26 protein-coding genes and 2 riboswitches are annotated in these 25,447 nt (G+C 53.1%); of the genes, 15 read left to right on the top strand and 11 right to left on the bottom strand.

All coding sequences use genetic code 11. The features are described 5' to 3' along the window. Positions 1–14 precede the first annotated feature (14 nt). The 4 genes from BR83_RS0108345 to BR83_RS0108320 form a co-directional block, all read right to left on the bottom strand. Positions 15–362, bottom strand: coding sequence for a DUF2149 domain-containing protein (locus BR83_RS0108345; protein ID WP_169736935.1), 348 nt, complete (start codon positions 360–362; stop codon positions 15–17). After that, on the bottom strand, positions 313–1,002 hold the full coding sequence (locus tag BR83_RS15410) for a MotA/TolQ/ExbB proton channel family protein (protein ID WP_051618041.1): 690 nt from the start codon (positions 1,000–1,002) through the stop codon (positions 313–315). The genes BR83_RS0108345 and BR83_RS15410 overlap by 50 nt, the downstream gene beginning before the upstream one ends. After that, positions 1,002–1,751: a DUF2162 domain-containing protein gene (locus BR83_RS0108335; protein WP_027356707.1), complete on the bottom strand. Its 750-nt coding sequence runs from the start codon at positions 1,749–1,751 to the stop codon at positions 1,002–1,004. Before BR83_RS0108335 ends, BR83_RS15410 begins: the two co-directional genes overlap by 1 nt. Before the next feature lie 216 nt (positions 1,752–1,967). Beyond that, a riboswitch (cobalamin riboswitch) is annotated at positions 1,968–2,242 on the bottom strand. 137 nt (positions 2,243–2,379) lie between these two features. Further along, positions 2,380–2,633: riboswitch (cobalamin riboswitch) on the bottom strand. A 177-nt stretch (positions 2,634–2,810) separates the two neighbouring features. Further along, on the bottom strand, positions 2,811–3,086 hold the full coding sequence (locus tag BR83_RS0108320; RefSeq protein ID WP_027356706.1) for a YqhV family protein: 276 nt from the start codon (positions 3,084–3,086) through the stop codon (positions 2,811–2,813). 112 nt (positions 3,087–3,198) lie between these two features. Here BR83_RS0108320 and BR83_RS0108315 point away from each other — a divergent pair, with 112 nt between their 5' ends. The 3 genes from BR83_RS0108315 (at position 3,199) to BR83_RS0108305 (ending at position 6,039) form a co-directional block, all read left to right on the top strand. Further along, positions 3,199–4,500, top strand: a complete 1,302-nt coding sequence (locus tag BR83_RS0108315) for an MFS transporter (RefSeq protein ID WP_027356705.1) — start codon at positions 3,199–3,201, stop codon at positions 4,498–4,500. 160 nt (positions 4,501–4,660) lie between these two features. Beyond that, the gene (gene comA / locus BR83_RS0108310) at positions 4,661–5,458 is read left to right on the top strand and encodes a phosphosulfolactate synthase (protein WP_027356704.1); all 798 of its coding nucleotides are present in this window, start codon (positions 4,661–4,663) and stop codon (positions 5,456–5,458) included. 125 nt (positions 5,459–5,583) lie between these two features. Continuing rightward, a complete protein-coding gene (locus BR83_RS0108305; protein WP_027356703.1) occupies positions 5,584–6,039 on the top strand; it encodes a DUF441 domain-containing protein in 456 nt (151 codons plus the stop codon). On the opposite strand, the gene BR83_RS0108300 is transcribed toward BR83_RS0108305, so the two are convergent. Both BR83_RS0108300 and lspA read right to left on the bottom strand, forming a co-directional pair. Then, complete coding sequence (locus BR83_RS0108300; protein WP_027356702.1) at positions 6,036–6,956, bottom strand: RluA family pseudouridine synthase; 921 nt, start codon at positions 6,954–6,956, stop codon at positions 6,036–6,038. The two genes, BR83_RS0108305 and BR83_RS0108300, sit on opposite strands and share 4 nt — an antisense overlap. Further along, positions 6,943–7,398: a signal peptidase II gene (gene lspA, locus BR83_RS0108295; RefSeq protein WP_027356701.1), complete on the bottom strand. Its 456-nt coding sequence runs from the start codon at positions 7,396–7,398 to the stop codon at positions 6,943–6,945. The genes BR83_RS0108300 and lspA overlap by 14 nt, the downstream gene beginning before the upstream one ends. Before the next feature lie 219 nt (positions 7,399–7,617). Here lspA and BR83_RS0108290 point away from each other — a divergent pair, with 219 nt between their 5' ends. Beyond that, entirely contained in the window at positions 7,618–8,457 is an 840-nt protein-coding gene (locus BR83_RS0108290) for an SDH family Clp fold serine proteinase (protein ID WP_027356700.1), read from the top strand. A 13-nt stretch (positions 8,458–8,470) separates the two neighbouring features. On the opposite strand, the gene adhE is transcribed toward BR83_RS0108290, so the two are convergent. Next, a complete protein-coding gene (gene adhE / locus BR83_RS15400) occupies positions 8,471–11,179 on the bottom strand; it encodes a bifunctional acetaldehyde-CoA/alcohol dehydrogenase (protein WP_034634781.1) in 2,709 nt (902 codons plus the stop codon). Between the two features lie 101 nt (positions 11,180–11,280). On the opposite strand from adhE, the gene BR83_RS15395 reads away from it, so the two are divergent. The 4 genes from BR83_RS15395 to BR83_RS16695 all read left to right on the top strand — a co-directional run bounded on the left by BR83_RS15395 (position 11,281) and on the right by BR83_RS16695 (position 13,728). Continuing rightward, positions 11,281–11,535: a hypothetical protein gene (locus tag BR83_RS15395; protein WP_051618040.1), complete on the top strand. Its 255-nt coding sequence runs from the start codon at positions 11,281–11,283 to the stop codon at positions 11,533–11,535. Further along, complete coding sequence (locus tag BR83_RS15390; RefSeq protein WP_051618037.1) at positions 11,535–12,167, top strand: manganese catalase family protein; 633 nt, start codon at positions 11,535–11,537, stop codon at positions 12,165–12,167. Before BR83_RS15395 ends, BR83_RS15390 begins: the two co-directional genes overlap by 1 nt. An 802-nt stretch (positions 12,168–12,969) precedes the next feature. Continuing rightward, the gene (locus BR83_RS15385) at positions 12,970–13,443 is read left to right on the top strand and encodes an RrF2 family transcriptional regulator (RefSeq protein ID WP_084327111.1); all 474 of its coding nucleotides are present in this window, start codon (positions 12,970–12,972) and stop codon (positions 13,441–13,443) included. 30 nt (positions 13,444–13,473) lie between these two features. Then, the gene (locus BR83_RS16695) at positions 13,474–13,728 is read left to right on the top strand and encodes a glutaredoxin family protein (RefSeq protein ID WP_073167480.1); all 255 of its coding nucleotides are present in this window, start codon (positions 13,474–13,476) and stop codon (positions 13,726–13,728) included. Positions 13,729–13,808: 80 nt separating this feature from the next. On the opposite strand, the gene BR83_RS0108265 is transcribed toward BR83_RS16695, so the two are convergent. Next, positions 13,809–14,447, bottom strand: a complete 639-nt coding sequence (locus tag BR83_RS0108265) for an HAD family hydrolase (RefSeq protein WP_027356699.1) — start codon at positions 14,445–14,447, stop codon at positions 13,809–13,811. A 391-nt stretch (positions 14,448–14,838) separates the two neighbouring features. Here BR83_RS0108265 and BR83_RS0108260 point away from each other — a divergent pair, with 391 nt between their 5' ends. Then, the gene (locus BR83_RS0108260) at positions 14,839–16,026 is read left to right on the top strand and encodes a pyridoxal phosphate-dependent aminotransferase (protein ID WP_027356698.1); all 1,188 of its coding nucleotides are present in this window, start codon (positions 14,839–14,841) and stop codon (positions 16,024–16,026) included. 97 nt (positions 16,027–16,123) lie between these two features. On the opposite strand, the gene BR83_RS0108255 is transcribed toward BR83_RS0108260, so the two are convergent. Then, entirely contained in the window at positions 16,124–16,447 is a 324-nt protein-coding gene (locus BR83_RS0108255; protein WP_027356697.1) for a hypothetical protein, read from the bottom strand. Between the two features lie 155 nt (positions 16,448–16,602). Beyond that, positions 16,603–17,340, bottom strand: a complete 738-nt coding sequence (locus BR83_RS0108250) for a metallophosphoesterase (protein WP_027356696.1) — start codon at positions 17,338–17,340, stop codon at positions 16,603–16,605. Between the two features lie 83 nt (positions 17,341–17,423). Between BR83_RS0108250 and BR83_RS0108245 the strand changes: the two genes are divergently transcribed. After that, positions 17,424–17,618, top strand: coding sequence for a hypothetical protein (locus tag BR83_RS0108245; RefSeq protein WP_027356695.1), 195 nt, complete (start codon positions 17,424–17,426; stop codon positions 17,616–17,618). A gap of 148 nt (positions 17,619–17,766) precedes the next feature. Here BR83_RS0108245 and BR83_RS0108240 read toward each other — a convergent pair whose 3' ends face one another. Next, positions 17,767–18,144, bottom strand: coding sequence for an ATP-binding protein (locus BR83_RS0108240; RefSeq protein WP_027356694.1), 378 nt, complete (start codon positions 18,142–18,144; stop codon positions 17,767–17,769). A gap of 216 nt (positions 18,145–18,360) precedes the next feature. On the opposite strand from BR83_RS0108240, the gene ylbJ reads away from it, so the two are divergent. The 5 genes from ylbJ (at position 18,361) to otsB (ending at position 25,447) form a co-directional block, all read left to right on the top strand. Next, positions 18,361–19,596 carry a sporulation integral membrane protein YlbJ gene (ylbJ, locus tag BR83_RS0108235; protein ID WP_027356693.1) on the top strand — a complete coding sequence of 412 codons (1,236 nt, stop codon included), beginning with the start codon at positions 18,361–18,363 and terminating at the stop codon, positions 19,594–19,596. Positions 19,597–19,757: 161 nt separating this feature from the next. Continuing rightward, positions 19,758–20,963 carry a glycosyltransferase family 4 protein gene (locus BR83_RS0108230; RefSeq protein WP_027356692.1) on the top strand — a complete coding sequence of 402 codons (1,206 nt, stop codon included), beginning with the start codon at positions 19,758–19,760 and terminating at the stop codon, positions 20,961–20,963. Between the two features lie 11 nt (positions 20,964–20,974). Continuing rightward, the gene (locus BR83_RS0108225) at positions 20,975–23,152 is read left to right on the top strand and encodes an amylo-alpha-1,6-glucosidase (protein ID WP_027356691.1); all 2,178 of its coding nucleotides are present in this window, start codon (positions 20,975–20,977) and stop codon (positions 23,150–23,152) included. A 14-nt stretch (positions 23,153–23,166) separates the two neighbouring features. Beyond that, the gene (locus BR83_RS15380) at positions 23,167–24,630 is read left to right on the top strand and encodes an alpha,alpha-trehalose-phosphate synthase (UDP-forming) (RefSeq protein WP_034634779.1); all 1,464 of its coding nucleotides are present in this window, start codon (positions 23,167–23,169) and stop codon (positions 24,628–24,630) included. 19 nt (positions 24,631–24,649) lie between these two features. Beyond that, positions 24,650–25,447 (top strand): trehalose-phosphatase, encoded by a 798-nt coding sequence (gene otsB / locus BR83_RS0108215; RefSeq protein ID WP_051618036.1) that lies wholly within the window; start codon positions 24,650–24,652, stop codon positions 25,445–25,447.

Raw genomic sequence — 25,447 nt, 5'->3', positions numbered from 1 at the left:
CACTGCCACCTCACTTATTGGCTGTTCTTTTCAATCATGATCAACTTCCCGGTCTTCGGGTCCTGGTAAACCGTACCCATCTCCTGGTAACCGGAACCGCCCCCCTGTTCTATCCCGGGTATTTCCTTTAATTCTTTACCCCGTTCCACATTAATCACCCGCTGAATGCTTTGCATGAGTCGCTGTTTTTCCTCGGGCTTTACTTTAGCAAAGATAATGTTCTGCAGGTTCCAGGAAAGAACCAGGGCTACCATCAAACCGCAGCAAAAAACCAGCATCACATCAATCAGATTGGCCAGACCGCCCAGGGGATCAACTTCTTCTGCGGACAACCGCTCCCGCCTCTGTCTCCTGAACAGCACGGCCCTCACCCCCCACCACCAGTTCCAGCAGCAACTCCAGATACCGTAAATCCTGCTCGTACCAGCGGCGCCGCACCCTGGAAATAAGAGCACCCACCGCTCCGGCAGCCACACCCACTACCGTGGTATCAAAAGCAATGATCACTGCTTCGGACAATCCCCGCACATCACCCTGCCCCAGAGCAGCCAGCCCGGGACCAAGGGGGATAAGAGTGCCCATCAACCCGAAAACCGGGCTGAGTTTGGCCAGTAAATCCGTTTTGTCCAGTGTTTGTTTAAACCGGAATTCTTCACGGTCCAGTATGTCCTGAGCCACCAGCCTCCTGACCTCAGGGGACAGTCCGGGTTTTGCCAAAAGATCCGATACCAGCTTTTTTTGGCGCGGATTTAAAGCACTGCTATCAAGCACCTGCTGCAGGTTGCGCATCTGCCAGAGGGAAACCCCTCCCACGTCATGAATTACTTCCAGCAGGTTGACTGGCTGAATAACTTTTCTTCTCCTCATTTCAGCCACAAAACTACCCAGTTCCATGAAGGCAAAAACGAGAAAGAAGAGCAGACCCACAATATCGGGAATTAGCAGGCTCTGGGATGCGGCATGCAAAATTTTGGTTAAATATTCGGAACCAGGAATGGTCATCAATCATCACGTTCCTTTAAAAAATTGATCTGATAGCGAAAATAACCCGCCAGGCTTAAGACCACCAACCCCGCTAACACCGCCGCCAGCCAGCGGGGTGATTCAATTTTTATGGCCGCCATGGGCATGGCCATGGCCTGGACAAAGTTGGGTATAAAAAGGGCGGAAATCAGGGTTGCCAGCCCGGTAAAAAGCAAGAGGGGGTTAAAAAAAGCTTCAGGATTGAGATTGCGCAAGATAATTACCCTGCGTACAAGAATGCTGCTGGATAAAACAAGCACACAAAACAGTACCGCCACATATAATCCCAGGCGTAAAAGCCCGGTGCCCAGCATAGAACCGGCCAGAATAACGGATAAGGCCAGAGCTGCCAGGCATAAAGGGCAGGGTAAAAAGCCCAGGGCGTACTTAAGGCGAGACAGGCCACGGAAAGGGAAGAGGTAACCACCCGGGGTACAGGAAGGATAAACACCCCGCCCTGCCCTTTGCTCCCCTGCCTCCTGCAAGCCAAGGTAAATGAAGAAAGCAGCTGCCAGCAGGGCGCCGGCAAAGGTATACCGGTCCAGAAAGGCTACCAGCGCCTGCCGATAGACATTAAAAACCAGGATCAGCCCGTAAAGGACAGTACCAAACAGAAAAGACACCAGTAACAATCCCCTCCGGCCCAGCCAGGAAGTGCCCAGGATCAGACCTGTTTTAACGCTGAGAATGATGGTGGCTGTCAGCAGGCCGCCTAAAATTGTAAGCATAACTATTCACCGCCGCCTTCCGACAGATTCCTTACTGCTCAAGGTACTGGATAGATTTAATAACCTGTTGCTGGATTCACCACGGTACCATATACCGGCATTTGTTTAAACGTTTCTCTACCGATAAAAAATCCCCCATCTACATCAGATGGAGGATCCATTTCCCGGCTCCAGCAGCCAGGACATGTCAAACCACCCCCTATCCGCGTAGGCAGGTCTGGTTCTGGGGAACAGGCAGGTCTCCTGGCTCGGGATCAATGGGTACTCCACGCCTTCCCATCCGGCACCCAGCCCGTAGCGGGTCTCCCGGTCATTTCATCCACCGGCAACCAGACCCTTTCCCGGGCCGTAAAGCACCCGGCCGGGTGCTGGACAGTGACCTTATGTGGAGTCCCTCCCCCTCACAGTGGCGGGACCGCGCCGGATTTGCACCGGCTTCCCTTTTCACTTTCACCCCTCAAGGTGAAAGCACCTGTTCCACTATGCAGTTGTTTAAAGTGTACATTCAGAAACAAATAACTTAACCCCGGCCCACCAGGGAAAACCGGGGTTGATAAATAAAGGCTGGCAATCTACCGATAAAAACGGCAGTTGATACCGGCACACGCCCCTGTTTCCTGGGAGGCTCCCCGTACCGCGCACCCGGGCAGGTCTCCTGACTCATGGGTCATCGCCCGCTTTCCGCCTTCCCAGCCCGGCACCCAGCTTGCTTTTACCTCCGATTCCTTCCAGCAGGAACCGGCTCTCTCCTCGCTGCATGCTGAACCAGTGGCCCAGTGGAAAGCTGCTACCCAAATACAGTGGCCCCACCGTCCAGGATTCTCACCTGGTTCCCTTTTACCCCTGCCGGCTGGCAGGAAAACCCGGATACGGCCGAATACTTATTCTCCAAAACAGCAGTTATTTATTCCACTTGCCTGAAATAATAACATATTTCTGACAAGTTGTCCATATATAATCTGATTCCCCCCGTACCGGTTTTTTACCCGTTGCCGGTGGCGTTGAATGTTCATGGGCTCCTGCCCAAATTTCACGGCCCTGGCCCGGGAGTATTTCCAGCTACATCCGGTTAATACCAATAAAAATCAGAGCAACTCCCAGCAGGATTATAGCCATGGAAGAAAGAGAAACTTTACCGGCCAGGCCGGCAAGACCCAGGCTGGTGGTTGTAAGCAGAATTGTGGGTCCTACCAGGGCCAGCAGGCTATTTATTTTTAAGGCTGTTTCCACCCGGTTAAAGTACAGCATTAGCATGGCAGCGCTGAATTCAATGGATGAGGAAAGCAATCTTAAAAGGGCCATGCTCAAGACGATGCGGTCCAGGAATATGAACATAAAATCCCTCCTGCCGGTTTTTACTAAAATTTCTTATGCCCTGCAGCATTCATAAATGCATAGGCGGGGTTAAAGGCAGGGAAAACTTTTGGCGAAAGGACGGGGAAACTCAATGAAACAGCAAAAAAGCACCCTGGTGCTGGCTGCCTTGAGCGGGGTGCCCTTTATTATGGTTCTGGGCAATTCCATGATCATCCCGGTGCTGCCTGCCATCAAGGAGGCGTTGCACCTCACCCAATTTAAAGTCAGCCTGCTGATCACCCTCTTTTCTGTTCCTGCCGGGATTATCATCCCGCTGGCCGGTTTCCTCTCGGACCGTTTTGGCCGCAAAAAAGTAATTGTACCGGCACTCATCCTTTACGGACTGGGCGGTATACTGGCCGGGCTGGCAGCAATTTTCCTGAAAAGCATGGTTTACCAGGCCATTCTCGCCGGTCGTATTTTGCAGGGCATGGGAGCGGCGGGAACCGCTCCCATTGCCATGGCCCTTACCGGAGATCTTTACACGGGTAAACAGCGGGCCACGGCCCTGGGTATCATCGAAGCAGCCAACGGCCTGGGTAAAGTGGTGAGCCCCGTACTGGGTGCCCTGCTTGGCCTGATTACCTGGTATGCTACGTTTCTTTTTTTTCCCCTGGTAATAATACCGGTGGTTCTGGGCGTATATTTCCTGGTCAGTGAACCGGAACAAAACCGGCAGGCACAAAGCGTACGGGAATACCTGAAATCCATTGCCAGGGTCTTTGAGAAAAAATCGGCCATGCTGCTCACCTCTTTCCTGGGCGGGGCAGTGGCACTGCTGACCCTTTTCGGCGTACTATTTTTCCTCTCCGAACACCTGGAAACAGTATTCCGGCTGAATGGTGTACGCAAGGGCATGGCCCTGGCCGTCCCGGTGCTGTTTATGAGCTCAACATCTTATCTCACCGGCCGGCTTATCAAAAAGCGCCTGGCCTTAATGAAATGGCTGGTGGTAACAGGTCTGGCCCTGATCAGCGGTGCCCTGACCATGATGGGCTTTTACCGTACCACTTACCTTTTTTTCATCGCAATTTCCCTGGCCGGCATCGGGACCGGGCTGGCCCTCCCCTGCCTCAATACCATTATCACCAGCTCTACAGCTGCGCAAAGGCGTGGCCTGGTTACTTCCCTTTACGGTGGAGTGCGATTTCTGGGTGTAGCCCTGGGTCCCCCCCTTTTTGGCCTTTTAATGAATTACGGCCTGCCCCTCATGTTCTGGAGCACGGCCACCCTGGCCGGAGTTGCCGCCCTGCTGGCTGTATTTTTGATCAGGGTAAGGGATATGAAAGAACCTGCCGCAGAAGAAAAAATCCGGCCTGTCCCCTATAAACTTCAACCGGTCCCCGGCATGGCTGCACGCAAGCCCTGGAAATACCCGGAAAAACAGGAATAATAACTGGGTTCTATTTCCATTCGGTCCCGGGTAACCTTTCGCTATCCGTGGTAATATTTCTATGAATGGCTAGCTTTTCGGGAGACCTGGAAAGGAGGTGTCCGAAAGGGCACCTGTATAACACAGGTGCAACCTGTTATCCCGAAAGGAGCTTGAGAGCATGAGTGAACAGGAGGGCACCCGGTCATGGCAGGCATTTCTAAACTTTCCCCTTGGTAGAAGATTGGAAAAACCACGGCAGCAAGGCTTGACCATGATCATTGACAAGGGTCTGGGACTGATGGAAACAAAAGATATTCTAAATGTATGCGGCCAGTATATTGACTTTTTCAAGCTGGGATTTGGGACTCCCGCTTTGTATGCTCCGGAGGTGTTAGAAGAAAAAGTTCATCTCGTCAGGTCTTTCGGTATAGACATTTATCCCGGGGGAACATTCTTCGAAGTAGCCATATTGCAAGACAAGATCGAGGAGTATCTCTACCTGGCCAGGAGTATAGGCTTTACAGCGGTGGAAGTCTCTGACGGAACGATCAGCCTGCCATCCGAAGTCAGGGAGAAAGTCATTTCCCGGGCCGCTGATCTCGGTTTGAAGGTATTAACTGAAGTGGGCAAGAAAAATGGTAAGCACTACCCCGTCCAGTATTTAGTGGAGCAGATCCGGAGGGATCTCGAGCTGGGGGCTTACCGGGTTATTCTGGAAGGCCGGGAGTCCGGTACCAACGCAGGCCTTTACAACAGCCAGGGGGAATTCATTCATGAAGAGCTGGAGGAACTGCTCGACGGCATTGGTGACCCCCGGATTTTAATCTGGGAAGCGCCCCTCAAGAACCAGCAGGAAGAACTGATCCTCCGCTTCGGCCCCAATGTTAACCTCGGAAACATCCCCCCGCATGAAGTCCTGGCCCTGGAAGCCCTGCGGGTTGGCCTCAGGGCTGATACCCTGAAATCAGTTTTGTAATATTTTAATTATTTAGATAATAACCGCCTGTCCGGCGGTTTCCTTTTAATGGTAATATTACCTCCCGGCACTACATAATCTAAAAAGAAAAGAGATAAAGAAAATACATAGCGAGGGAATACACCATGCCCGGATTTACCCTGCTGGTTGCTTTATTCCTGATTGGTGTTATCGCCCGTTCCAACCTCATTGCCACGGCAGCCTGTTTACTGCTTATTATTAAACTGGCCAAATTAAATTTTATTTTTCCCTTCCTGGAAAAACGCGGCCTGGAACTGGGCCTGCTATTTCTCCTGCTCTCCATCCTGGTACCTGTAGCCACAGGCAGGATTACGGAGCGGGAAATGCTCTATAACCTTACCTCCCTGCCCGGCTTGCTGGCCTTATTTGGGGGAGCCCTGGCCACCCATCTCAACGGCGAGGGGCTGAGACTGCTGCAATTGCAGCCGGAAATAATCTTCGGCCTGGTAACCGGTTCAATCATAGGCATAGTGTTCCTGGGCGGGGTCCCGGTGGGGCCCCTCATGGCAGCAGGCATTACCGCATTATTTATGGAGCTGGCCTCCTGGTTAAAAAACTAGCTTTTTTCCTTCAAGCGGGCCAGGATATCCTGCAGTTCTCCCGGTAACGGGGCGGTAAATTCCATATATTCTCCTTTCCGGGGATGTTGAAAACCCAGTGTGGCCGCGTGCAAAAATTGACCCTGCAGGTCAAAATGAGGCCGTGACGGCCCGTATTTTAAATCACCCACCAGGGGATGCCCCAGATAGGCCATATGCACGCGGATCTGGTGCGTGCGACCGGTTTCCAGCCTCAGCTCCAGCAGCGTATACGGACCAAAGCGCTCCAGAACCCGGTAATGGGTTACCGCATGGCGCCCACCCTGGTTGACCACAGCCATGCGCTGCCTGTCCCGGGGGTGACGGCCAATGGGCGCATCCACCGTCCCCCGATCTTCCGCAAAATTACCATGGGCCAGGGCGATATACCGTCTGGTAACCCTTCGTTCCTTCAACTGCCGGGCCAGTTCCAGGTGAGCCAGGTCGTTCTTGGCCACCATAATCAGACCGGACGTATCCTTATCCAGCCGATGCACGATACCGGGCCGCATTATACCGTTTACCCCGGATAAGTCCCGGCAGTGAAACAACAGGGCATTGACAAGAGTCCCGCTGTAATTCCCCTCCGCCGGATGCACCACCATACCCCTGGGCTTGTTCACCACCACCACATCCGCATCTTCATAGTATATATCCAGGGGAATGTTTTCCGGAACCACTTCCAGTTCCCTGGGCGGGGGTACTCTTAATACGACCTCGTCTCCAGGCTTCACCCGGTAGCTGGAACGCACGGGGTCGCCATTTACCGTTACCTGCTGCCCGGTGATCAACTTTTGAATATGGGAACGGGATAGTTCCGGATTTTCTTTAGCCAGAAAAACATCCAGGCGTTCCCCGGCGTTACCCTCTTCCACCCGATAATAACTAATTTTCTCCACCTTTCCTTTCCCGTTCCTCCCTCCAGACCGTATACAGCAATAAAAAAGCGCCGGTTACTATAGCCGTATCGGCCAGGTTGAAAACCGGCCATATCCGGAAATCCAGAAAATCCACCACCAGGCCGAACCGGAGCCGATCTATCAGGTTGCCCAGGGCACCGCCCACAAGCAGCCCCAGGGACAGGCGAAGCAGTCGATGTCCCGGGGGAAGGCGCAGCGCGCCTGCTACCGCTCCGGCCACCACAAGCAGGGTGGCCACGATAAAAAAGGTTGTACGGTGGGCGAAAAGGCCGAACGCCGCCCCGGGATTACGAACATACGTTAAATGGAATACATGCGGAATAATCGGCACAGATTGCCCCTCATACATCAGGTACTGCACCAGCCCTTTGGAGAACTGATCCACTACGAGAACAATCAGGGCGGTCAACCAGAAAAACAAAGCTTCTCCCCCTTTGGCACATGCATTATTAGCACTTCCCCTGTATACTCCAGCATATAATACCATGAAAATGGGCGGGGGAGCAAAACCGGGTTCACCAGGAAAGAAGTCCGGTTTAACCGGTTATTAACAAGTAAAGATAAAAAGTTATTAAATTCCCTTCCCCAAAAACTATAGAAAAAAACCTTTTAGTCCAAAATAAAAATGGGGTGAATGGAGATGGATTTTTCTTTCAACGACCTGTTGTGGATTTTTTTTATTATTTTAGCCCTCCTGCCGGCTTCCCGCCAGTACCGGCTGGAATCACTGCGCCTGCGCTTAATCCGTAGCCTGGAGAAAAAGAGAAAAAGCCGGGTGATAACCTTAATCCACCGCCAGGAATCACTGAGTTTACTGGGCATACCCATTTCCCGCTATATTAACGTAGAAGACTCGGAAGCCATCCTGCGGGCCATTCGCCTGACGCCCGACGACATGCCCATCGACCTGATCCTGCATACACCGGGCGGACTGGTCCTGGCCGCAGAACAAATTGCCCGGGCTCTACAAAAGCACCGGGCCAAAGTTACTGTTTTCGTCCCCCACTATGCCATGAGCGGGGGGACCATGATTGCCCTGGCCGCAGACGAGATCGTAATGGACGAAAACGCCGTTTTAGGTCCTGTGGATCCCCAACTGGGTGAACTCCCGGCGGCATCTATTCTGGAAGCTGTGCATATTAAAGGACGGGAACGGGTGGATGATCGCACCCTGATGCTGGCCGACATTGCTTCCAAGGCCATGAACCAGGTAGAAGAGTTTATCTACCAGCTGCTGGTGGAAAAAATGCCCCGGGAAAAAGCGCGCCAGATCAGCCGCCTGCTTACCAGCGGCCAGTGGACCCACGATTACCCCCTCACCTGCGAGCGTTTACAGGAACTGGGTTTCCCCGTTTGTGCCGAGCTGCCGCCCGAAATCTATGCTCTGATGGACCTGTACCCGCAGCCTGCCCAGCGCCGCCCCTCGGTCCAGTACATCCCCATACCCTATACCCGGGAACCCGGACCGGGTAACCGCTAACTGCGGGTGTCCTTTACTGCAGTGGATTTTCCGCCCTGTATACCATGACATCCCGGTCCCGGGAATATGGCGGGAAGACCATTCTCCCCCCGTATCCCTCCAGGTAAGAAAAGTCCAGGACGCCCTCGCCCACATCCCTGGACAGCGGCGGGCCATAGGCCAGGCGGTAAAGATCGGCCAGTTCAGCCACCAGGGGAAAACGGGGATTGGTAGTGGTGGTCTGGTCGGCAAAAGCGCGTTCGGCCATTTCGGGGATTTTACTTTCGTATATTTCCCGCTCAATACCCAGATCGGCCACGGTACAGGGAATATCCAGCTCTTTTAAGAGGCGAAAGATGGCACCGATGAGGCTCTTCACCCCCTCTTCTACCGTAGCTGCGGGCAGGTCCAGCAAGCGGGCCAGCTGCCAGTATTTTTCCGGGGCGTGAAAATACTCATACTGGGGAAAGGAAACAAACTTGGTCGGCCGGCTGGCATTGTAAGCCACAACGTAAGGTAAAAGAACAGCATTGGCACGGCCGTGGGAAATATGAAAGGTTGCCCCCAGCTGGTGGGCCAGCGCGTGGTTGACTCCGAGAAAGGCATTGGTAAAAGCCATGCCGGCAATACAGGATGCATTATGCATTTTTTCCCGGGCCTTATGGTCACGGGCATTCCGGTAAGAACGGGGCAGGTAACGAAAGACCAGTTCCACGGCCTTTGCCGCCATGGCATCTGTATAATCCGAAGCCATTACCGAAACATAGGCCTCCAGGGCATGGGTCAGCACGTCCATACCTGTATCGGCCGTTACCCTATCGGGCATGGTCCGGGCAAAATCGGGATCTATTATGGCCACGTCGGGTGTAAGTTCATAATCGGCCAGGGGGTATTTTACCTGCTCGCCCTTATTGGTAATGACAGCAAAAGCTGTTACCTCTGAACCGGTACCGCTGGTGGTGGGTATGGCCACCAGCTGTGCTTTTCGCCCCAGCTTGGGGTATTTGTATGTGCGCTTGCGAATGTCCATAAATTTGAGTTTGAGAAACTCAAACTCCACTTCCGGATGCTCATAAAAGAGCCACATGGTCTTGGCGGCATCAATGGCCGAACCGCCCCCCACGGCAATAATGGTATCCGGACGAAACCGGTTCATCAGCGCACATCCCCGGCGCACCGTTTCCACCGAGGGATCCGGTTCCACTTCATAAAACACCTCGGTAACCACCTGGTTATTGCGATGGTTCAAATGATATAACACCTTGTCCACAAAACCCAGGCGTTTAACCTCGGGGTCAGTGACGATAAAGGCCCTGTTGACACCGGGAAGTTTACGTAAATATTGTACGGATCCCGGTTCAAAATAAATTCGTTCAGGAACCCGGAACCATTGCAGTTTGGCCCGGCGCTTGGCCACTCTTTTTATATTGATCAGGTTTTCCACACTGACGTTGGAAGTGGTGGAGTTGCTGCCCATGGAACCGCAGCCGAGGGTAAAGGAAGGAACGTTCACATTGTAGATATCCCCGATGGCTCCGTGGGTGGCAGGTGAATTAACAATAATTCGCCCGGTACGTATACGACGGGAAAATTCATCGATGACTTTTTGATCTTCAGAATGAATAACCGCCGTATGGCCCAAACCGCCAAATTCAACCACTTTTTCACATAATTCAATTCCTTCAGCCGTACCATCCACAATATATAAGGAAAGAATGGGGCTTAATTTTTCCATAGACAGGGGATATTCCGGTCCCACCCCGGCCAGGGGAACCACCAGCACCTTGGTCTCCGGCGGCACGGTGAAACCGGCCATTTCCGCAATTTTCCGGGCCGATTGCCCGGCCACCCTGGGATTCAGGGTACAGCTCCCCCGTTCCACGGCCAGTTCTTCCAGCAGGCAGGTTTCCTCCTCATTTAAAAAATAGCAGCCATTTTCTTTCATCAGGGCGATAACCTGATCGGCCACTTCCCGGTCAATAATCACACTTTGCTCAGAAGCGCAGATTAAACCATTGTCAAAAGTCTTGCTCAGGATCAGGTCGGTTACTGCCCTTCTCAAGTTGGCGGTTTTTTCAATGTAACAGGGGACGTTTCCCGGCCCCACCCCGAGAGCGGGCTTCCCGGTACTGTAAGCGGCCCGCACCAGCCCGGCCCCACCGGTAGCCACAATCAGGGCCACGCCGGGGTGCCGCATTAAATAACCGGTGGTATCATAGTTGGGATTTTCCAGCCACGAAATACAGTTGGCAGGGGCCCCGGCAGCCACCGCTGCTTCCAGCATAATCCTGGCTGCGGCTGCGCTGCAGCGCTGGGCATCGGGGTGGAAACTGAAGATTACCGGGTTCCTGGTTTTGGCACAGATCAGGGACTTGAACATGGTGGTGGAAGTGGGATTGGTTACCGGCACCACGGCAGCCACCACCCCTACGGGTTCGGCCACCTCCAGGTAACCCTCTTCCTCATTATCTTCAATAACGCCCACTGTTTTGGCATATTTTATGCTATGATAAACCGCCTCGGTAGCAAAAATGTTTTTGGTCGCTTTATCTTCAAAAACGCCCCGGCCCGTTTCTTCCACGGCCATGCGGGCCAGTTCCATATGCTTGTCCAGCCCGGCCAGGGCCATGTTGAGGACAATCCGGTCCACTGCCTCCTGATCGAGGCGGGCGAATTCCCTGGCCGCCCGGTTGGCCTTTTCCACCAGGGCATCAATTTCGGGAAAATTTCTCTGTTCGGCCACTTTACAGCACCTCCCCTCTCATTATTTCCAGTAAAAAAGGGAATATGCTTCCCCGCCAGGGCAAAAATAATTATTGAGAACGAAGGAGGAATAACCTTCAAATGGCCTGCCCGCTTTGCAACGGTACTTACACCGGCCGCCATTTTTGCCCCTGTGGCAGCCTCATGGAAGATGCCGGCCCGGTGAGCGACTATTACGGGCCTTACAGCCCGTATTTCAACCTGGCCTTCGAGGCACCGGTTTGCATGCATCTTTTTACCTGCCCGGCCTGCGGCCGGGAACGTCGTGTGGCCGTTCACGCCACCGGCGAGCCCCGGAAAAACCATTCAAACAATTACATGGAGGATGATAATTAATGTTTTATCACCGGAAAGATGAATTTCTATATCCTGTAAGGGTAAGCGGCCCCGACCCGAAGTTTGCCAGCATGCTGGTGGAGCAGCTGGCCGGGCAGAACGGAGAGCTGGCCGCCGGGATGCAGTATATCATTCAGGGACTGAAATGCAAAAATCCCAAAATAAGGGATCTTCTCCTGGACATTGGTACGGAAGAGTTAAACCATTTGGAAATGGTAGGACATATAATAGGTCTCCTGGCAGGGGAGCAGGTCAGCACTGCTTCACCTGAAGAATTTTCCTTCCAGCTCCTCGGTGGAGGCGGACCTCTGTGGATTAATTCCCTGGGCTCACCTTTCTCCAGCACTTATGTGGACGCAGTGGGCGATATAGCCGCCGACCTGCAGTCCAACATTGCAGCCGAGTTCCGGGCCAAGGCCGTATATGAAAGGCTCTACCGCCAGGCTAAAGACCCGGCAGTTCAGGATTTCATCAAATTCCTGATCAGCAGGGAAGAAGCACACGCCAGCCTGTTCCGCCAGGCACTGGATGAGGTACAGGGCCAGGGTGTTTTAAAGGACTTTGTTGACACCGGTTACTCCAGGCAATATTACGACCTCTCACAACCGGCACAATATGGCCAGTATACCTGAACGTTCTCAGATTCAGGCTCAAGTTTTACAGAAACCCGGCAGGCTAAAGGGGTGGGTAAGATTATACCCACCCCTCAGCCTGAGTTATCCCCACTTTCCAACTCCCCCTGTTTTGGCTCTCGCTCGCTCCAGTGAGCCTTGCGGGCCAAACTATTGCTCGGCTCAAAGCTCCGGCAGGCTTCCCGGCCAACTTGGAAGTTGGAAGTCAGATGTCAGAGGTTGGAACTGCTGTTGGAATTCGCTGCGCGAATTCCTTCCTATTTCCGACTTCCAACTTCCGACCTCTAACCTCCATTTTCGGCATCCATGCCCTCGGGCCTGCCTTCGCTTTTCGCCTCGCTAAGTTTGGCTGGCCGCTCAACTCAAGTCGCTCGCTACCGAGCCAAAACAGGGCTTTAAAAAACTGGGGATACTTCAGCCCCTCAGCCTGTTGACAAACTTCTTATGTGCCCTGGTTTTAAAGGAGGAGCGACCTGGAGTGAGCGCCGCCGGGCCAGGCCCGTGCCGCGGACAGGACGTCCGCGGAGGCCACCTGAACACAGGATGTGTGAATGTGGCCGGTACCCGCCGAAGACCGGAGCCGGGGCCTTTTGCCCCGGCCAGCGATACGACCGGGAGCGACGACTAAAACCAGGGCACACCCCGGAAATACCTTGTCTAGAGGCTGGAGTGGGTAAGATTGACCCACCCCTGGAATGGTTTTCACCCCTCCTATGGCAGTCTTGACAGGTATGCTCAAGAAGACTTAGAATATCTTTAAAAGTAAACTTACAAGGTATACTTTTAAAACCGGGGGAAGACAATGAGACTCAATCAAGCTACAGATTACGCTTTCCGGGCAGTCCTTTACCTGGCCCAGCTCCCTCCTGGCGAAGTGGTAGAAGCCCAGGTCATTGCCAGGCATGAAGGTATACCCATGCGTTTTCTGTTAAAGATCCTGCGCCTGCTTACCAAGGCCGGGATTATTTATTCCTACCGCGGTGTGGGCGGTGGTTATGCCCTGGCCCGCCCCCCGGCAGAAATTACGCTGCTGGACGTAATGCTGGCTGTGGAGGGGCCGGTACAGATAAACCGCTGCCTTATAGATCCTGGTTTTTGCAGCAAAAAGGGACCGCCCCATTGTTCCGTACACCGCGCCCTGGCCTCCATCCAGGAAACCCTGATTGAACAGTTTAAAAGTTATAATTTCGCCTGCCTGGCCGGCGGTTCACCGGAACCCGTTCCAGAGATGACGAAACCTGCCGGGAAGAGATTTTCTTGCGGTGGGGCAAACTAAGTTAAAACCCGGAAAGAGAGGTGATACAACCTGGGGGATTACCACGTTACCCTCTATGTATCGCCCAACTGTGAGAACTGTCAAAAGGCCAGGCAGTTCCTTGAAAACAAGGGGATTAACTATGAAGAGAAAAACATTCAAGATCCCGGGGCAAGGGGTGAACTCCGTTATAAAACCGGGCGCACAGAGTGCCCCACCATCGATGTTGATGGTCACATCGTAGTGGGTTACCTGCCGGAAAAATGGGATCATCTCCTCCGGGAAGAACCTTTACGCCTGACCTAGTTAAAACATAGCAGCTGGGAAAAACAGGGTCCCTGGTGGGCCCTTTTTTTCGTGTAAAGCCCTCCGGCATGGTAAAATCATTATTTCTCCAGGAATAAATGTAAATCCGCCCAGGAATCCAGCAGCCCATCCGGCCGGTAACGTTCCAGTTCTGCCCGGGAAGCCACCCCCCAGGTGACCCCCAGGGTTTTAACCCCGGCAGAACGCCCGGCCTGAATATCGAAATAACTGTCCCCTACATAAACCGTCCGGTCGGGCCGGGTCCGGAGAATTTCCATGGCCTTAAGAATTGGATCGGGCAGGGGTTTGTGCCTGTCCACGTCATGGGCGGTGACCATGACGTCAATATATTGATCCAGGCCGGTGAAGTTAACTGTTCGCCAGGCACCCGTCTTCCCTTTAGAAGTAACAATGCCCAGCTTCAGGCCCATGGTACGCAGGTTGCGGAGCATTTCCAGCGTACCCGGGAAAAGCCGCGTATAGCGGTCATGATCAAGATGATAGTAGTGCTGGTAGCGCTTGATAAAATCTTCGGCCCTCTCTTCCCCGGCAAAATACCGGGCAATATCCACAATTGGGCGGCCAATCCAGCCAAGAACATTACCGTCATCCCAGGGAATGCCCATTTCACCAAACACCCGCCGGTAGGTATGCATTATTAAAGGAAGGGAGTCGGCCAGGGTGCCGTCAAGATCAAATAAAACAACCTCCACGCACATGATTCATCCCGCCTTTCCTCCAAACAGTATAGCACAACTTTCCGCTTACAGGCAGGCACCTGCACACAAAGCAGGTAGCAAAGTTTTAACAAACTCTCCATGTGCCCTGGTTTTATAGGAGGAGCGACCTGGAGTGAGCGCTGCCGGGCCAGGCCACGTGCCGCGGACCGGATGTCCGCGGAGGCCACCTGAACACAGGATGTATGAATGTGGCCAGTACCCGCCGAAGACCGGAGCCGGGGTCTTTTGGCCCGGCCAGCGAAACGACCGGGAGCGACGACTTTAAACCAGGGCACATCCCGGAGCACTTTGTCGTACAGCCTGTTACCTGCTCATGAAGCAGGTATTTTTTATTCTGTGGAGAATTCAAAACTCAAAAGGAGGGTTAAAAGTGACCATCAGTCGAAAAATTGCTGGTTTTCTTTCCCAGGCTTCCTGGATCCGCAAAATGTTTGAAGAAGGGGAGCGGTTACGCGCCATTTACGGCGCTGATAAGGTTTATGACTTTACTCTGGGTAATCCCGACGTGGAGCCACCGGCATCCTTTAAAGAGGAGCTACGCAGGCTGGCTGCAAACCCCATCCCGGGTATGCACCGTTACATGAGCAATGCCGGCTATGAGGAAACCCGCCGGGCAGTAGCTGAAGTCCTGGCTGAAGAAACGGGGTTACCTTTCCGTGCCCGGCATGTGATCATGACGGTAGGTGCCGGGGGAGGGTTGAACGTAGTATTGAAAACCCTGCTGGACCAGGGGGACGAGGTCATTGTACTGGCTCCCTACTTCGTTGAATACCGTTTTTACGTGGATAACCACGGCGGAATAATTAAAGAAGTAACTACCGGGCCGGATTTCCAGCCGGACCTGGCAGCCCTGGAAAAGGCCATTACCCCCAGGACAAAAGCAGTGATTATCAACTCACCCAACAACCCTACAGGAGTGGTCTACGGGGCCGGCTGCCTGGCGGAATTGGGAAGGCTTCTGGATAAAAAGGGCGAAGAACTGGGCACCACCATCTACTTAATTTCCGACGAGCCCTACGCCAAAATCGTTTATGACGGCCTGAAGGTACCCAGCGTGTTCCAGTTTACCCGTAACAGTATCGTGGTAACTTCCCACAGCAAGGACCTGGCCCTTCCCGGTGAGCGCATTGGTTATGTAGCCGTCCATCCAGATATCAATGAAGGCGACCTGTTGCTGGAGGGCCTGGTTTTCTCCAACCGCATTCTGGGTTTTGTTAATGCACCCGCCCTGATGCAACGGCTGGTAACCGGGCTGCAGCGGGAAAAGGTGGATGTTGCTGCCTACCAGGAAAAGCGTGATCTGTTATATAACCACCTGGTGTCCCTGGGCTTCGAGGTGGTAAAACCCCAGGGGGCTTTTTACCTTTTCCCCCGTTCACCACTACCCGATGACGTGGAGTTCACCAGGGTTGCTCAAAAATACAATATCCTGGTGGTACCGGGGAGTGGCTTTGGCCTGCCCGGCTACTTCCGCGTCTCGTACTGTATAAACAAACAAATCATCCTCAATTCTTTCCCGGCCTGGACGCAACTGGCCCGGGAGCTTGGCCTTTCCTAAAAAATTTAAGGGCGGCTGCCACCTTTTACAGTGGCAGCCCCCAAAAATCAAAAGCTCTGCTCCTTCAGCAGAGCCGGATAGTCAATTTACTCACCCGCTATTCCTCTACCAGCATTAACAATTTTTCATGCATGTGCAAGTTCAGCTGACGCATGACACTGCGCAGGGTCTCCGGATCTTTTAAAACCAGCCCATCGGCCCACCGCTCCAGGAGGTACTGCACAAATTCCATAAAACCGCTGGCCAGGGTCAGAGTATACAGTTCCCGGTAGCGGTTGTTATCCGGCTGGCAACCCGTACCCAGGCTCTCTTTATGAGTGAGCTTGAAATTGCTCAACTCCTTCTCTTCCCTGGTCCAGGAAACCACCCCGTCAACAACCTGCACCTCTTTACCGCAGGTATCACAAATAAATTTAGCCAAATATAACCCCTCCCTTAATTTTCCCCCAACACAAGCCTGATTCCCCTTACCTTAGTCTTTAAAAACTATTCTTTTCAGTTTATATTTAGATATAAAGGACCAAACTCCTGCCCTGATTGAAGATGGATTTTACCCGGCCAAAATCCAGGAACAAATCAGCGGGGAGGCCAGTTCATGATCAGGCGTGGAGTGAAGGACAGGTAGTCGGCACTGCTGAGGTAAAAGTTGATACCCCAGGCCTGGTCGGGCAGTCGGTAGCGGCAGGCCCGTGCGTGCAGGTGCCCGTAAACCACGTGTTTTACGCCGTATTCCTGGAAGATTTCAATAAACCCGCTATATTCGTGTTTTTCGTTGGTTGGCATGTAATGCATCATAACAATGATTTCCTCCGCGGTTCCCTGAACGCTGTCCAGTGAATTCCGCAGGCGGATCAGCTCGCGCTTGTAAATTTTCATATCCTCTTCCTTAAAAAAAGCACCATTGGGACACAGCCAGCCCCGTGTCCCGCAGATAACCAGATCTCCCAGCCGGACGTGATCATTTTGAATCAAGCGCAAATTGGGAGGAGCCATTGCCCTTACCCGGGAGATGCTCTGCCACCAGTAATCGTGGTTGCCCTGGACGGCTATAATGAGCCCCGGCAGTAGCCCGAGAAAATGCAGGTCCGGCCGGGCTTCCTCCAAACGCATGGCCCAGGAAATATCTCCACCCACCAGCACCACATCATCATCGGTAACGATCCGGGTCCAGTTTTCGTAAATGCGGGACGCATGGTTGGTCCAGGACTCATCCACTTCGGACATGGGCTTGTACTCCGGGCTATCCCCCCAGTTAGCCGGATCCGGTATCCTGGAAAAGGATAGATGCAAATCGCTGATAGCATATATTTTCATTCAACCTTCACTCTCCCACCCCGTGTACCTGCTCCCGGGCTGGTTTACTAGAGGGGGGACTTTAAACAAAAGGGGTGTAACCTGTGAATGAGTATAAACTTGTGGTGGTCATCGAAACCAGGGAACACGTTTACATCCGGCTCTTCGTTAATAATGTCCTTGCCAATCCCGAGGGCTTAATCCGTTTAAAACACGCAGAACTGGATCAGCTCTTCCGCGATCTTTTCAAGGGTTCCAGGGGAAAATGCATCAAATGTTACTGCCGGTATTCCCGCTGACCTAGATTTTTCTTCGACACATCAGCATGAACTCCTGCTCCCTTTGAAGGGAAAGTAAACTTTCTGGAAAAAACAGGCCCGCCGGGGCGCGGGCGCCCCTGAAAACCCACCCGGAATTATCAGGGGCGATTTCCAGGCAGGCAGAAAACTAACCATGAATTAACGGCGGCAGGCAGCGAGTGCATACCCAGAGACTCTCCCCCCGGTAACGGCAGGGGAGCAAGGGAACATGTTCTTCGCTGTTCCCGCAGCGGAAGCAGGTCTGGGTAAGGTATGTCTTCTCCTTATTCTTTAAATGCTCATGAACGGCCTCCTCGGAAAAAGCCGGGGCCTCCCGCTCCTCAATGGAAAGGGCACCCACCGGGCAGACGCCAATACAAAATCCCGCGCCATCACATAATTCTTCCCGCACAACTTTGGCCTTACCATTTATAATTTGAATTGCTCCTTCGGCACAGGGAGTAACGCACAGGCCACAACCTGTGCATTTCTCTTCATCTATACGCACGATTTGACGTTTGGGCATAAAAGGAACCTCCTCTTTTACTTTATAATTTATTTCCTGCCAATAAAATAACTCATTCTTACCGCGAAATACTGTGCGTTTTCTCCCGGGGCAGCTGTGACTATTCTCACATGGGCAGGGTGGTCTAATCACCCGCCATGCCCCATATATATAAAACGGTCGCCAGATTCGCTGCCCCGGGCAGCCTGATAAACCAATTATCAAGCAGGTGAAGTAATGCAGAAACGGCAGGAAATAATACGTATTTTTTGGACGGCCTGTGCCCTGTTGTTTGTTCTGGGCATGATTACCCGGCCCCAGACTGTTTTTGAAGGGGCCATTTTCGGACTTGGTACCTGGTGGAATATAGTATTCCCTTCCCTCCTCCCCTTTTTCATCGTCTCCGAATTGCTCATGAACTTCGGGGTCGTTCACTTCATGGGTGTTCTCCTGGAACCAGTTATGCGCCCCCTCTTTAACGTCCCCGGTACGGGTTCTTTTGTCCTGGCCATCGGCTATACCAGCGGCTACCCCATTGGAGCCATGGTTACCGCCCGGTTGCGGGCCCAAAAACTCTGTACCAGGATTGAAGCAGAGAGGTTAATGTCTTTTACAAACAATTCCAGCCCCCTCTTCATGCTGGTGGCTGTGGCCGTAGGAATGTTTCACAACGCTGCCCTTGGACCCCTTATTGCCGGGGCCCACTATATGGCCAACCTTACCCTCGGATTGTTACTACGTTTTTACGGCCGCCATGACCCGGAGATACTCCCCCGCCCCGCAGGTGAAAAGAACACCTGGATTTTAAAACGGGCCCTGGATGAATTGCTTGCCCATCAGGGGCAGGATAAGCGGCCACCGGGTCAGATTATTGGAGATGCCGTAAAAAATTCCATCAATAACCTTTTAACCATTGGAGGTTTCATCATACTTTTTGCCGTTATAATCAATCTGCTCACCCAGGCCGGCATTATTAACCTGATAGCCAGGGCCCTGGGACTGGTACTGGTACCCATGGGCCTTTCACCGGCCGTGCTCCCCGCCCTGGCCAGCGGGCTTTTTGAAATGACCACGGGCACCAGGCTGGCATCGGAAGCGGCTGCCCCTTTACTCCACCGGCTGGTTGCTGTAGCCATGATTCTGGCCTGGAGCGGCCTGTCCATCCAGGCCCAGGCAGCCAGCATGATCGCCGGAACCGATATCCGCATGAGACCTTTCATTCTGGTACGTATAGCCCATGCCATCCTGGCCGCCTTTTATACCTGCCTGCTATTTGGACCGGCTACGGCTCTAAACCAGTACCTCATCCAGCCTGTTTTCGCACCGCTTTTTGCAGCTCGTCCCATTTCCGCCTGGAGCATCAGCTTTCTCTCGCTTCTCATCCTGTTCGTTATCCTGGGCTTGATGATATTCCTGGCGCTGATCATAATCCTGCTCACCCGGTTGCGCATCCTGATCCTCAGACCTAGATAATCTTGACATTTTTTCTGGTAATTGCTTATAATATTTATAAGGTGTATATGTAAATTCTGGATAAAGGGGGTTTCCCTACCGGGTTTAAGTAGGCAGCGGAATAATAATCCCGGTAGAAGAAAACCTGCCGGGATTATTATTTTTTCAAAGGAGGTGTCAGAGTGAGAATTGCTATGTTGCACTGGGCTTTCCCGCCCATTATTGGTGGTGTGGAAAGCCATCTGGCCATGCTGTGCCCGGAGCTCAACCGCTACGGGTGCCAGGTTAGCCTGCTCACCGGAGCTACCCGCGAAGGAGATATGGAATATACCTGGCGCGGGCTCAAAATTTACCGTCACAGGTTAATGGACCTGAACAGCCTGGATGAAAAAGAACTGGTGAACAAAAAAAACGATATTCGCCGGTTAATTGTTAAATTTATCCAGCAAGTTCACCCTGACATTATCCATGCCCATAATATGCACTACTTTAGTCCGGTTCATCTAGAAGCTCTCCTTGAGGCCAAGAGGTGCTGGGGAATCCCCCTGATCCTGACGGCCCACAACGTCTGGTCCGATTCCCTCTGGGAAGAAATGTGCCGTTACGCCAGCGAATGGGATGCAGTAATTGCCGTAAGCCACTACATTAAGCAAGAACTGGTTAAGGCCGGTTTTCCTGAGGACAGGATTACCGTTGTGTATCATGGCATAGATCTGGAGAGGTTCAGGCCTCCCGGTGAAGAAGACCTGCAAAAAGTACGGGAAACTTACCCGGAAATTGCAGGGAAAAGAGTCATTTTCCATCCGGCCCGCATGAGCTACGACAAGGGATGCCATATCAGCATCAAGGCTTTCCAGCTCATTAAAGAACAATTCCCGGATACCATGCTGGTGCTGGCCGGTACGGAAAAAACCGTTGACTGGGGCAGCAAGCAACCCGAACATATATCCAGAATCAGGAACCTGATAACCGAAACGGGTTTGGAAAAAGATATATTCATCCGCTTTTTCCCCTGGGATGAAATACCGTTGATGTACCAGGCCGCAGAAATTTGTGTTTACCCTTCCTGCTTTGAAGAACCCTTTGGCCTGGCCATGCTGGAATCCCTGGCCACAGGTCGCCCCATCGTGGTCAGCCGGGCCGGCGGTATGCCCGAGGTAATTCAGGACGGCGTGAACGGTTTCGTGGTTCCCATGCACGATCACGAATCGCTGGCCCAAAAGTGCTGCTACCTGCTGGCCAATCCTGACCGGGCCCGGAAAATGGGTGCCACAGGGCGGCAAATGGTGGAAAAAGATTTTACCCGTGAGACTATGACAGCCCGTACACTCCAGGTATATGGCAAGGTACTGGCCTCTTACCTGCGCAGGCAGGTACAAATCGTCTAGGAGGTAAGGCGGTGCTTGACATAACCCATATACCGGGGTTAGCCACCCGGACCAATTTTTCCCAGGAAGTACTAAAAGAAGGTGAACTTTTCTTCATCTGTGGACCCGAGGGGGAGGTGTCCCGGGAACATAACGGCGGGTTTGGTCTTTATTACCGGGACACCCGCTTTCTCAGCTGCCTGGAACTGGGGTTGACGGAAGGAAACCTGCTTTTCCTTTCCTCCTCCATTAAAGATAGCCATTTTGCCCAGTTTGAACTGACCAACCCGGTGCTGGAACGGGATAACCACATAATCCCGGCAAGTACCATTCATATCCGTGCCCTGCGGGTTCTGGATAACGCCCTTTTCCAGAGGTTAAGGCTCATCAATTTTAACCCCATGCCCGTTATGATTACCCTCCAGTTTACCCTGGGAGCCGATTTTCGGGATATTTTTGTGATCCGGGGATTTGAACGCAAGGAGGAGGGGGAAATTTTCACCCCGCAACCCACGCAGGAAGGCATCCTTTTTGGGTACCGGGGAAGAGACAACCTGTGCCGTTACACCAGGGTTTCCTTTTCTCCTTTCCCTGACCATGTGGATGTAGATAAAGAAAAAAACCTGGCCACAGCACGCTTTTCCCTTACCCTGCCCCCGGGGCGCAAGGTTTACCTTTACATGCAGGTGAAGCCATTTATTGGTAATAAGCCCGGCGCCGCCATCGGCAGGAAGGGAGCTATCACCGCCGGATTCAGCCGGGCGGTGCGTAAAACATATACCCTTTATGAGAAATGGAAGCAGCAGTGTACCCAGTTTAAAAGCGACAATATCTTTTTAAGCAACATGCTTCGCCGTAATGTCACCGACCTGTATGCCCTGTGCACAGATTATCCCGATCTGGGAACTATTGTTCAGGCCGGCATACCATGGTATGCCGCTCCCTTTGGACGTGACGCCCTGATTACCTCCTGGCAGGCGCTCATTGTCAACCCGGACATTGCGGTAAAAAGCCTGTACTTCCTGGCCAGCCTGCAGGGGAAGGAGGATAATCCCTGGCGGGATGAAGAGCCCGGGAAAATACTCCATGAACTCCGCCGGGGTGAGCTGGCCGCCTGCGGGGAAATTCCCCATACACCCTATTATGGCAGTGTGGATGCCACTCCCTGGTTCATCATCCTCCTTTCCGAAACCTACCACTGGACTGGAAACAGGCAACTGCTAACCGATCTCGCGGAAAATCTTTTTGCCGCTGTAAACTGGTGCCGTAAATACGGGGATATGGACGGCGACGGGTTCATAGAATATGCCGTACGTTCTCCCCGGGGACTGACCAACCAGGGGTGGAAGGACTCCTGGGACGGGGTTATTGACCCCCGGGGCAATCTCCCCAGCGGACCTATTGCCCTGGTAGAAGTACAAGCCTACTACTACCTGGCCTTAAAGCGGGCTGCAGAAATGGGCCGCATACTCGGGAAGGACGGATGGTCCCGGGAACTGGAAGAAGAGGCCCGGGCCCTCCAGCGCAAGTTCATAGAAGCTTTCTGGATGGAAGATGAACAATACCTGGCCTATGCCCTTGACGGGGACAAAAATCAAATTAAAACCATTGTTTCCAACCCGGGTCACTGCCTGTTCACCGGTATTCTCCCCGAAGAAATGGCCCTGGCGGTAGCCCGGCGGTTGTTAAATAACGACATGTACTCGGGATGGGGCATTCGCACCATGAGTAAAGTTATGGGGCCCTATAACCCCATGAGTTATCATAACGGTTCTGTCTGGCCCCATGATAACGCCATTATTGCTTACGGGTTACGTTGTTACCGGCAGTTTGATTTACTGGAAAAGGTTGTTACCGGCCTTTTTGAAGCAGCCATGTCCTTCCCCTATCACCGCCTGCCGGAGGTTTTTTGCGGTTTTACCAGGCGCAGGGACGGCGGTCCCGTACATTACCCCACCGCCTGCGATCCCCAGGCCTGGGCCGTGGGAACCATGCCCCTGCTCATACGTACCCTGCTGGGCATTTCCTGCTGGGGCAATGAGGTTCATGTAAGCGCACCCCAGCTACCCCCCTGGGTTCAGGAGATTCAAATCTGCAACCTGTCTGCAGGTTCCGGAACGGTTGATCTGGAATTTACCCGCAAGCAGGGGAAAGCCTACTGCGGGGTCCTGCGGGCCACGGGGAATACCCGGGTGATTATTGAGAATTAAAGGAGGTGGCAGTTGTGTACAGCTACGGCAGAAGTTCTGCCCAGCTGGCTGTGGTTTCCAACCGCGGAGCCTATACCATCCAGGAGAGTTATGATCGCCTGGTTACCAGGCGCACGGTAGGAGGGCTGGCCTCGGCAGTAGAACCGGTTTTGCACGCCCAGGGCGGAACCTGGATCTCCTGGTGCGGGCGCATCGACAATTCGGGTAAGGACCGGGGCGCAAAGTTGAGCATCCCACCGGGGGAACCACGCTACCATCTCCAGGAAGTTTTTCTCTCTACCGAAGAACATGATAACTATTATCATGGATTCTGCAACGCCTGCCTCTGGCCCCTTTGCCATCAGATGCCTGAACGCTGTTCCTTTGAAAAGGCCTACTGGGATGCATACCGCCGGGTAAATCAAAAGTTTGCCCGCATTACAATGGAAACCAGAAAGGAAATTTACTGGGTACACGACTTTCACCTGGCCCTGGTACCACAGCTTTTGCGGAACATGTCCGGAAGTGCCACCATAGCCTTTTTCTGGCACATCCCCTTCCCCCCACCCGACATATTCCAGATTCTCCCCTGGGGGCGCCAGATTATTTATGGCCTCCTGGGAAGTGATCTTATTGCTTTCCATACGGCCCGGTACGTCCAGAATTTCCTCGACACCGTCGCCTGCTATTACCCGGCCAGAATTTATCCGGAGCAGGGTTTGATCCGCCTGCATAACCGCCGCATCCTGGTTCAGGCCATACCGGTAGGTATTAACTGCCACCGTTTCGAACAGCTGGCCGCCGATCCCGCGGTAAGGGCCAGGGCGGAAGAAATACGCCGTTCCCTCGGCGCGGAAAAAATACTGCTGGGTATAGACCGCATGGATTATACCAAGGGAATACCCGAGCGGATACGGGCTATGGCTTATTTTTTAGAAAAATATCCTGAATATTGTGGAAGGGTTACCCTCTTACAGATTGCCGTACCCAGCCGCAACGGCATTGGTGAATACGGTGTTTTAAAACAGGAAGTGGAAAGGCTGGTAGGAGAAATCAACGGACGTTACGACAGGACATACGGAGCCGTACCGGTGCGCTACCGCTACCAATCCCTGGACCAGGCGGAATTAGTGGCTCATTACCTGGCTGCCGACGTCCTGCTGGTGACAGCTTTAAGGGATGGCCTTAACCTGGTGGCCAAGGAATTTGCCATCTCGCGCATCGATGGTAAAGGGGTGCTCGTATTAAGTCCCTTTGCCGGAGCAGCAGAAGAACTTCACGGAGCGCTCCTGGCCAATCCCTTTGAACCCGCCCACCTGGCAGCCAAAATTAAAATGGCGCTGGAGATGCCCCTGCAGGAACAAAAAAATCGCCTGGAATCTTTACGCCGCACAATCAAGAACCGGGACGTGCGCTGGTGGTGGCAGAGCAACCTGAAACTGGTCAAGAGCCTGGTTTCGGGCCTTTCCCCGGCAAGCACCAGCGCGGCCAACCTGTAATACCGGGAGGCAGATCCCGGTGGGTGTAAATTTACCCCTGGTCACACCGGAAACACTGGCTGAGAAGATGGCCGGGGCACCCCGGCTGCTGCTCATGCTGGATTATGACGGCACGCTGGTACCCATTGCCCCTACCCCGGATCAGGCCCGCCCCGAACCGGAGCTGATATCCGTCCTGGGAGAACTCTCCCTTTTACCCGGACGGGTGGTGGCAATTATCAGCGGCCGCAGGCTTTCCGAACTGCAGGAATTAATTCCCCTGGCCGGGCTGCACCTGGTTGGTGCTCACGGTGCGGAAATACAGGAAGCCGACGGCAAAGTACACCGCCTGTTCAAAGATCAGCGGGCAAAAGAAATTATTTCAGAGCTGGACGGAATAGCCCGGGAATGCATTGCCAGCCGCAGGGGTTTCCTGGTGGAAAACAAGGGTATTTCGCTGGCCCTGCACTACCGCCAGGCTGATCCCTTCCTGGCCCGGCAGGTGATAGATAACTTCATAAAAAAAATTTCCTCCCTTCCGGATGCCAACCGGCTGGAACTTATGCCGGGCAAGAAAGTGCTGGAGGTACGCCCCCGGGGAGTCAATAAAGGACTGGCAGTAAGATACCTGTGCCGGAAACACGCGGGGGCACTCCCGGTTTATATTGGAGATGATATCACCGATGAGGATGCCTTCAAAGCACTGAAAAACGGGTGCACCATCCTGGTCAGCCCCCGGCCCCGCCCCAGCGCAGCCAGCGCCCGCCTGCCTTCACCCCGGCATGTGGGTAAAATGCTATCCCTTTTGCTTGCAAAAACCAAATTAAAAGTCCGATAA

It is taken from the genome of Desulfofundulus thermocisternus DSM 10259 (assembly GCF_000686645.1).
Lineage (GTDB): Bacteria > Bacillota > Desulfotomaculia > Desulfotomaculales > Desulfovirgulaceae > Desulfofundulus > Desulfofundulus australicus.
The sequence above is the reverse complement of the archived record's forward strand: the minus strand, read 5'-3'. Positions and strand labels throughout refer to the sequence as shown.

Bases quoted from the DNA above. Each gene is read 5' to 3' on its own strand.
- BR83_RS15390 (WP_051618037.1), top strand. From the start codon at position 11,535: ATGTTTTATCACCGGAAAGATGAATTTCTATATCCTGTAAGGGTAAGC.
- ylbJ (WP_027356693.1), top strand. From the start codon at position 18,361: ATGCAGAAACGGCAGGAAATAATACGTATTTTTTGGACGGCCTGTGCC.
- BR83_RS0108250 (WP_027356696.1), bottom strand. From the start codon at position 17,340: ATGAAAATATATGCTATCAGCGATTTGCATCTATCCTTTTCCAGGATA.
- BR83_RS0108265 (WP_027356699.1), bottom strand. From the start codon at position 14,447: ATGTGCGTGGAGGTTGTTTTATTTGATCTTGACGGCACCCTGGCCGAC.
- BR83_RS0108335 (WP_027356707.1), bottom strand. From the start codon at position 1,751: ATGCTTACAATTTTAGGCGGCCTGCTGACAGCCACCATCATTCTCAGC.
- comA (WP_027356704.1), top strand. From the start codon at position 4,661: ATGAGTGAACAGGAGGGCACCCGGTCATGGCAGGCATTTCTAAACTTT.
- BR83_RS15410 (WP_051618041.1), bottom strand. From the start codon at position 1,002: ATGACCATTCCTGGTTCCGAATATTTAACCAAAATTTTGCATGCCGCA.
- BR83_RS0108290 (WP_027356700.1), top strand. From the start codon at position 7,618: ATGGATTTTTCTTTCAACGACCTGTTGTGGATTTTTTTTATTATTTTA.
- BR83_RS15395 (WP_051618040.1), top strand. From the start codon at position 11,281: ATGGCCTGCCCGCTTTGCAACGGTACTTACACCGGCCGCCATTTTTGC.
- BR83_RS0108320 (WP_027356706.1), bottom strand. From the start codon at position 3,086: ATGTTCATATTCCTGGACCGCATCGTCTTGAGCATGGCCCTTTTAAGA.
- BR83_RS0108240 (WP_027356694.1), bottom strand. From the start codon at position 18,144: ATGCCCAAACGTCAAATCGTGCGTATAGATGAAGAGAAATGCACAGGT.
- BR83_RS0108315 (WP_027356705.1), top strand. From the start codon at position 3,199: ATGAAACAGCAAAAAAGCACCCTGGTGCTGGCTGCCTTGAGCGGGGTG.
- BR83_RS0108305 (WP_027356703.1), top strand. From the start codon at position 5,584: ATGCCCGGATTTACCCTGCTGGTTGCTTTATTCCTGATTGGTGTTATC.
- BR83_RS15385 (WP_084327111.1), top strand. From the start codon at position 12,970: ATGAGACTCAATCAAGCTACAGATTACGCTTTCCGGGCAGTCCTTTAC.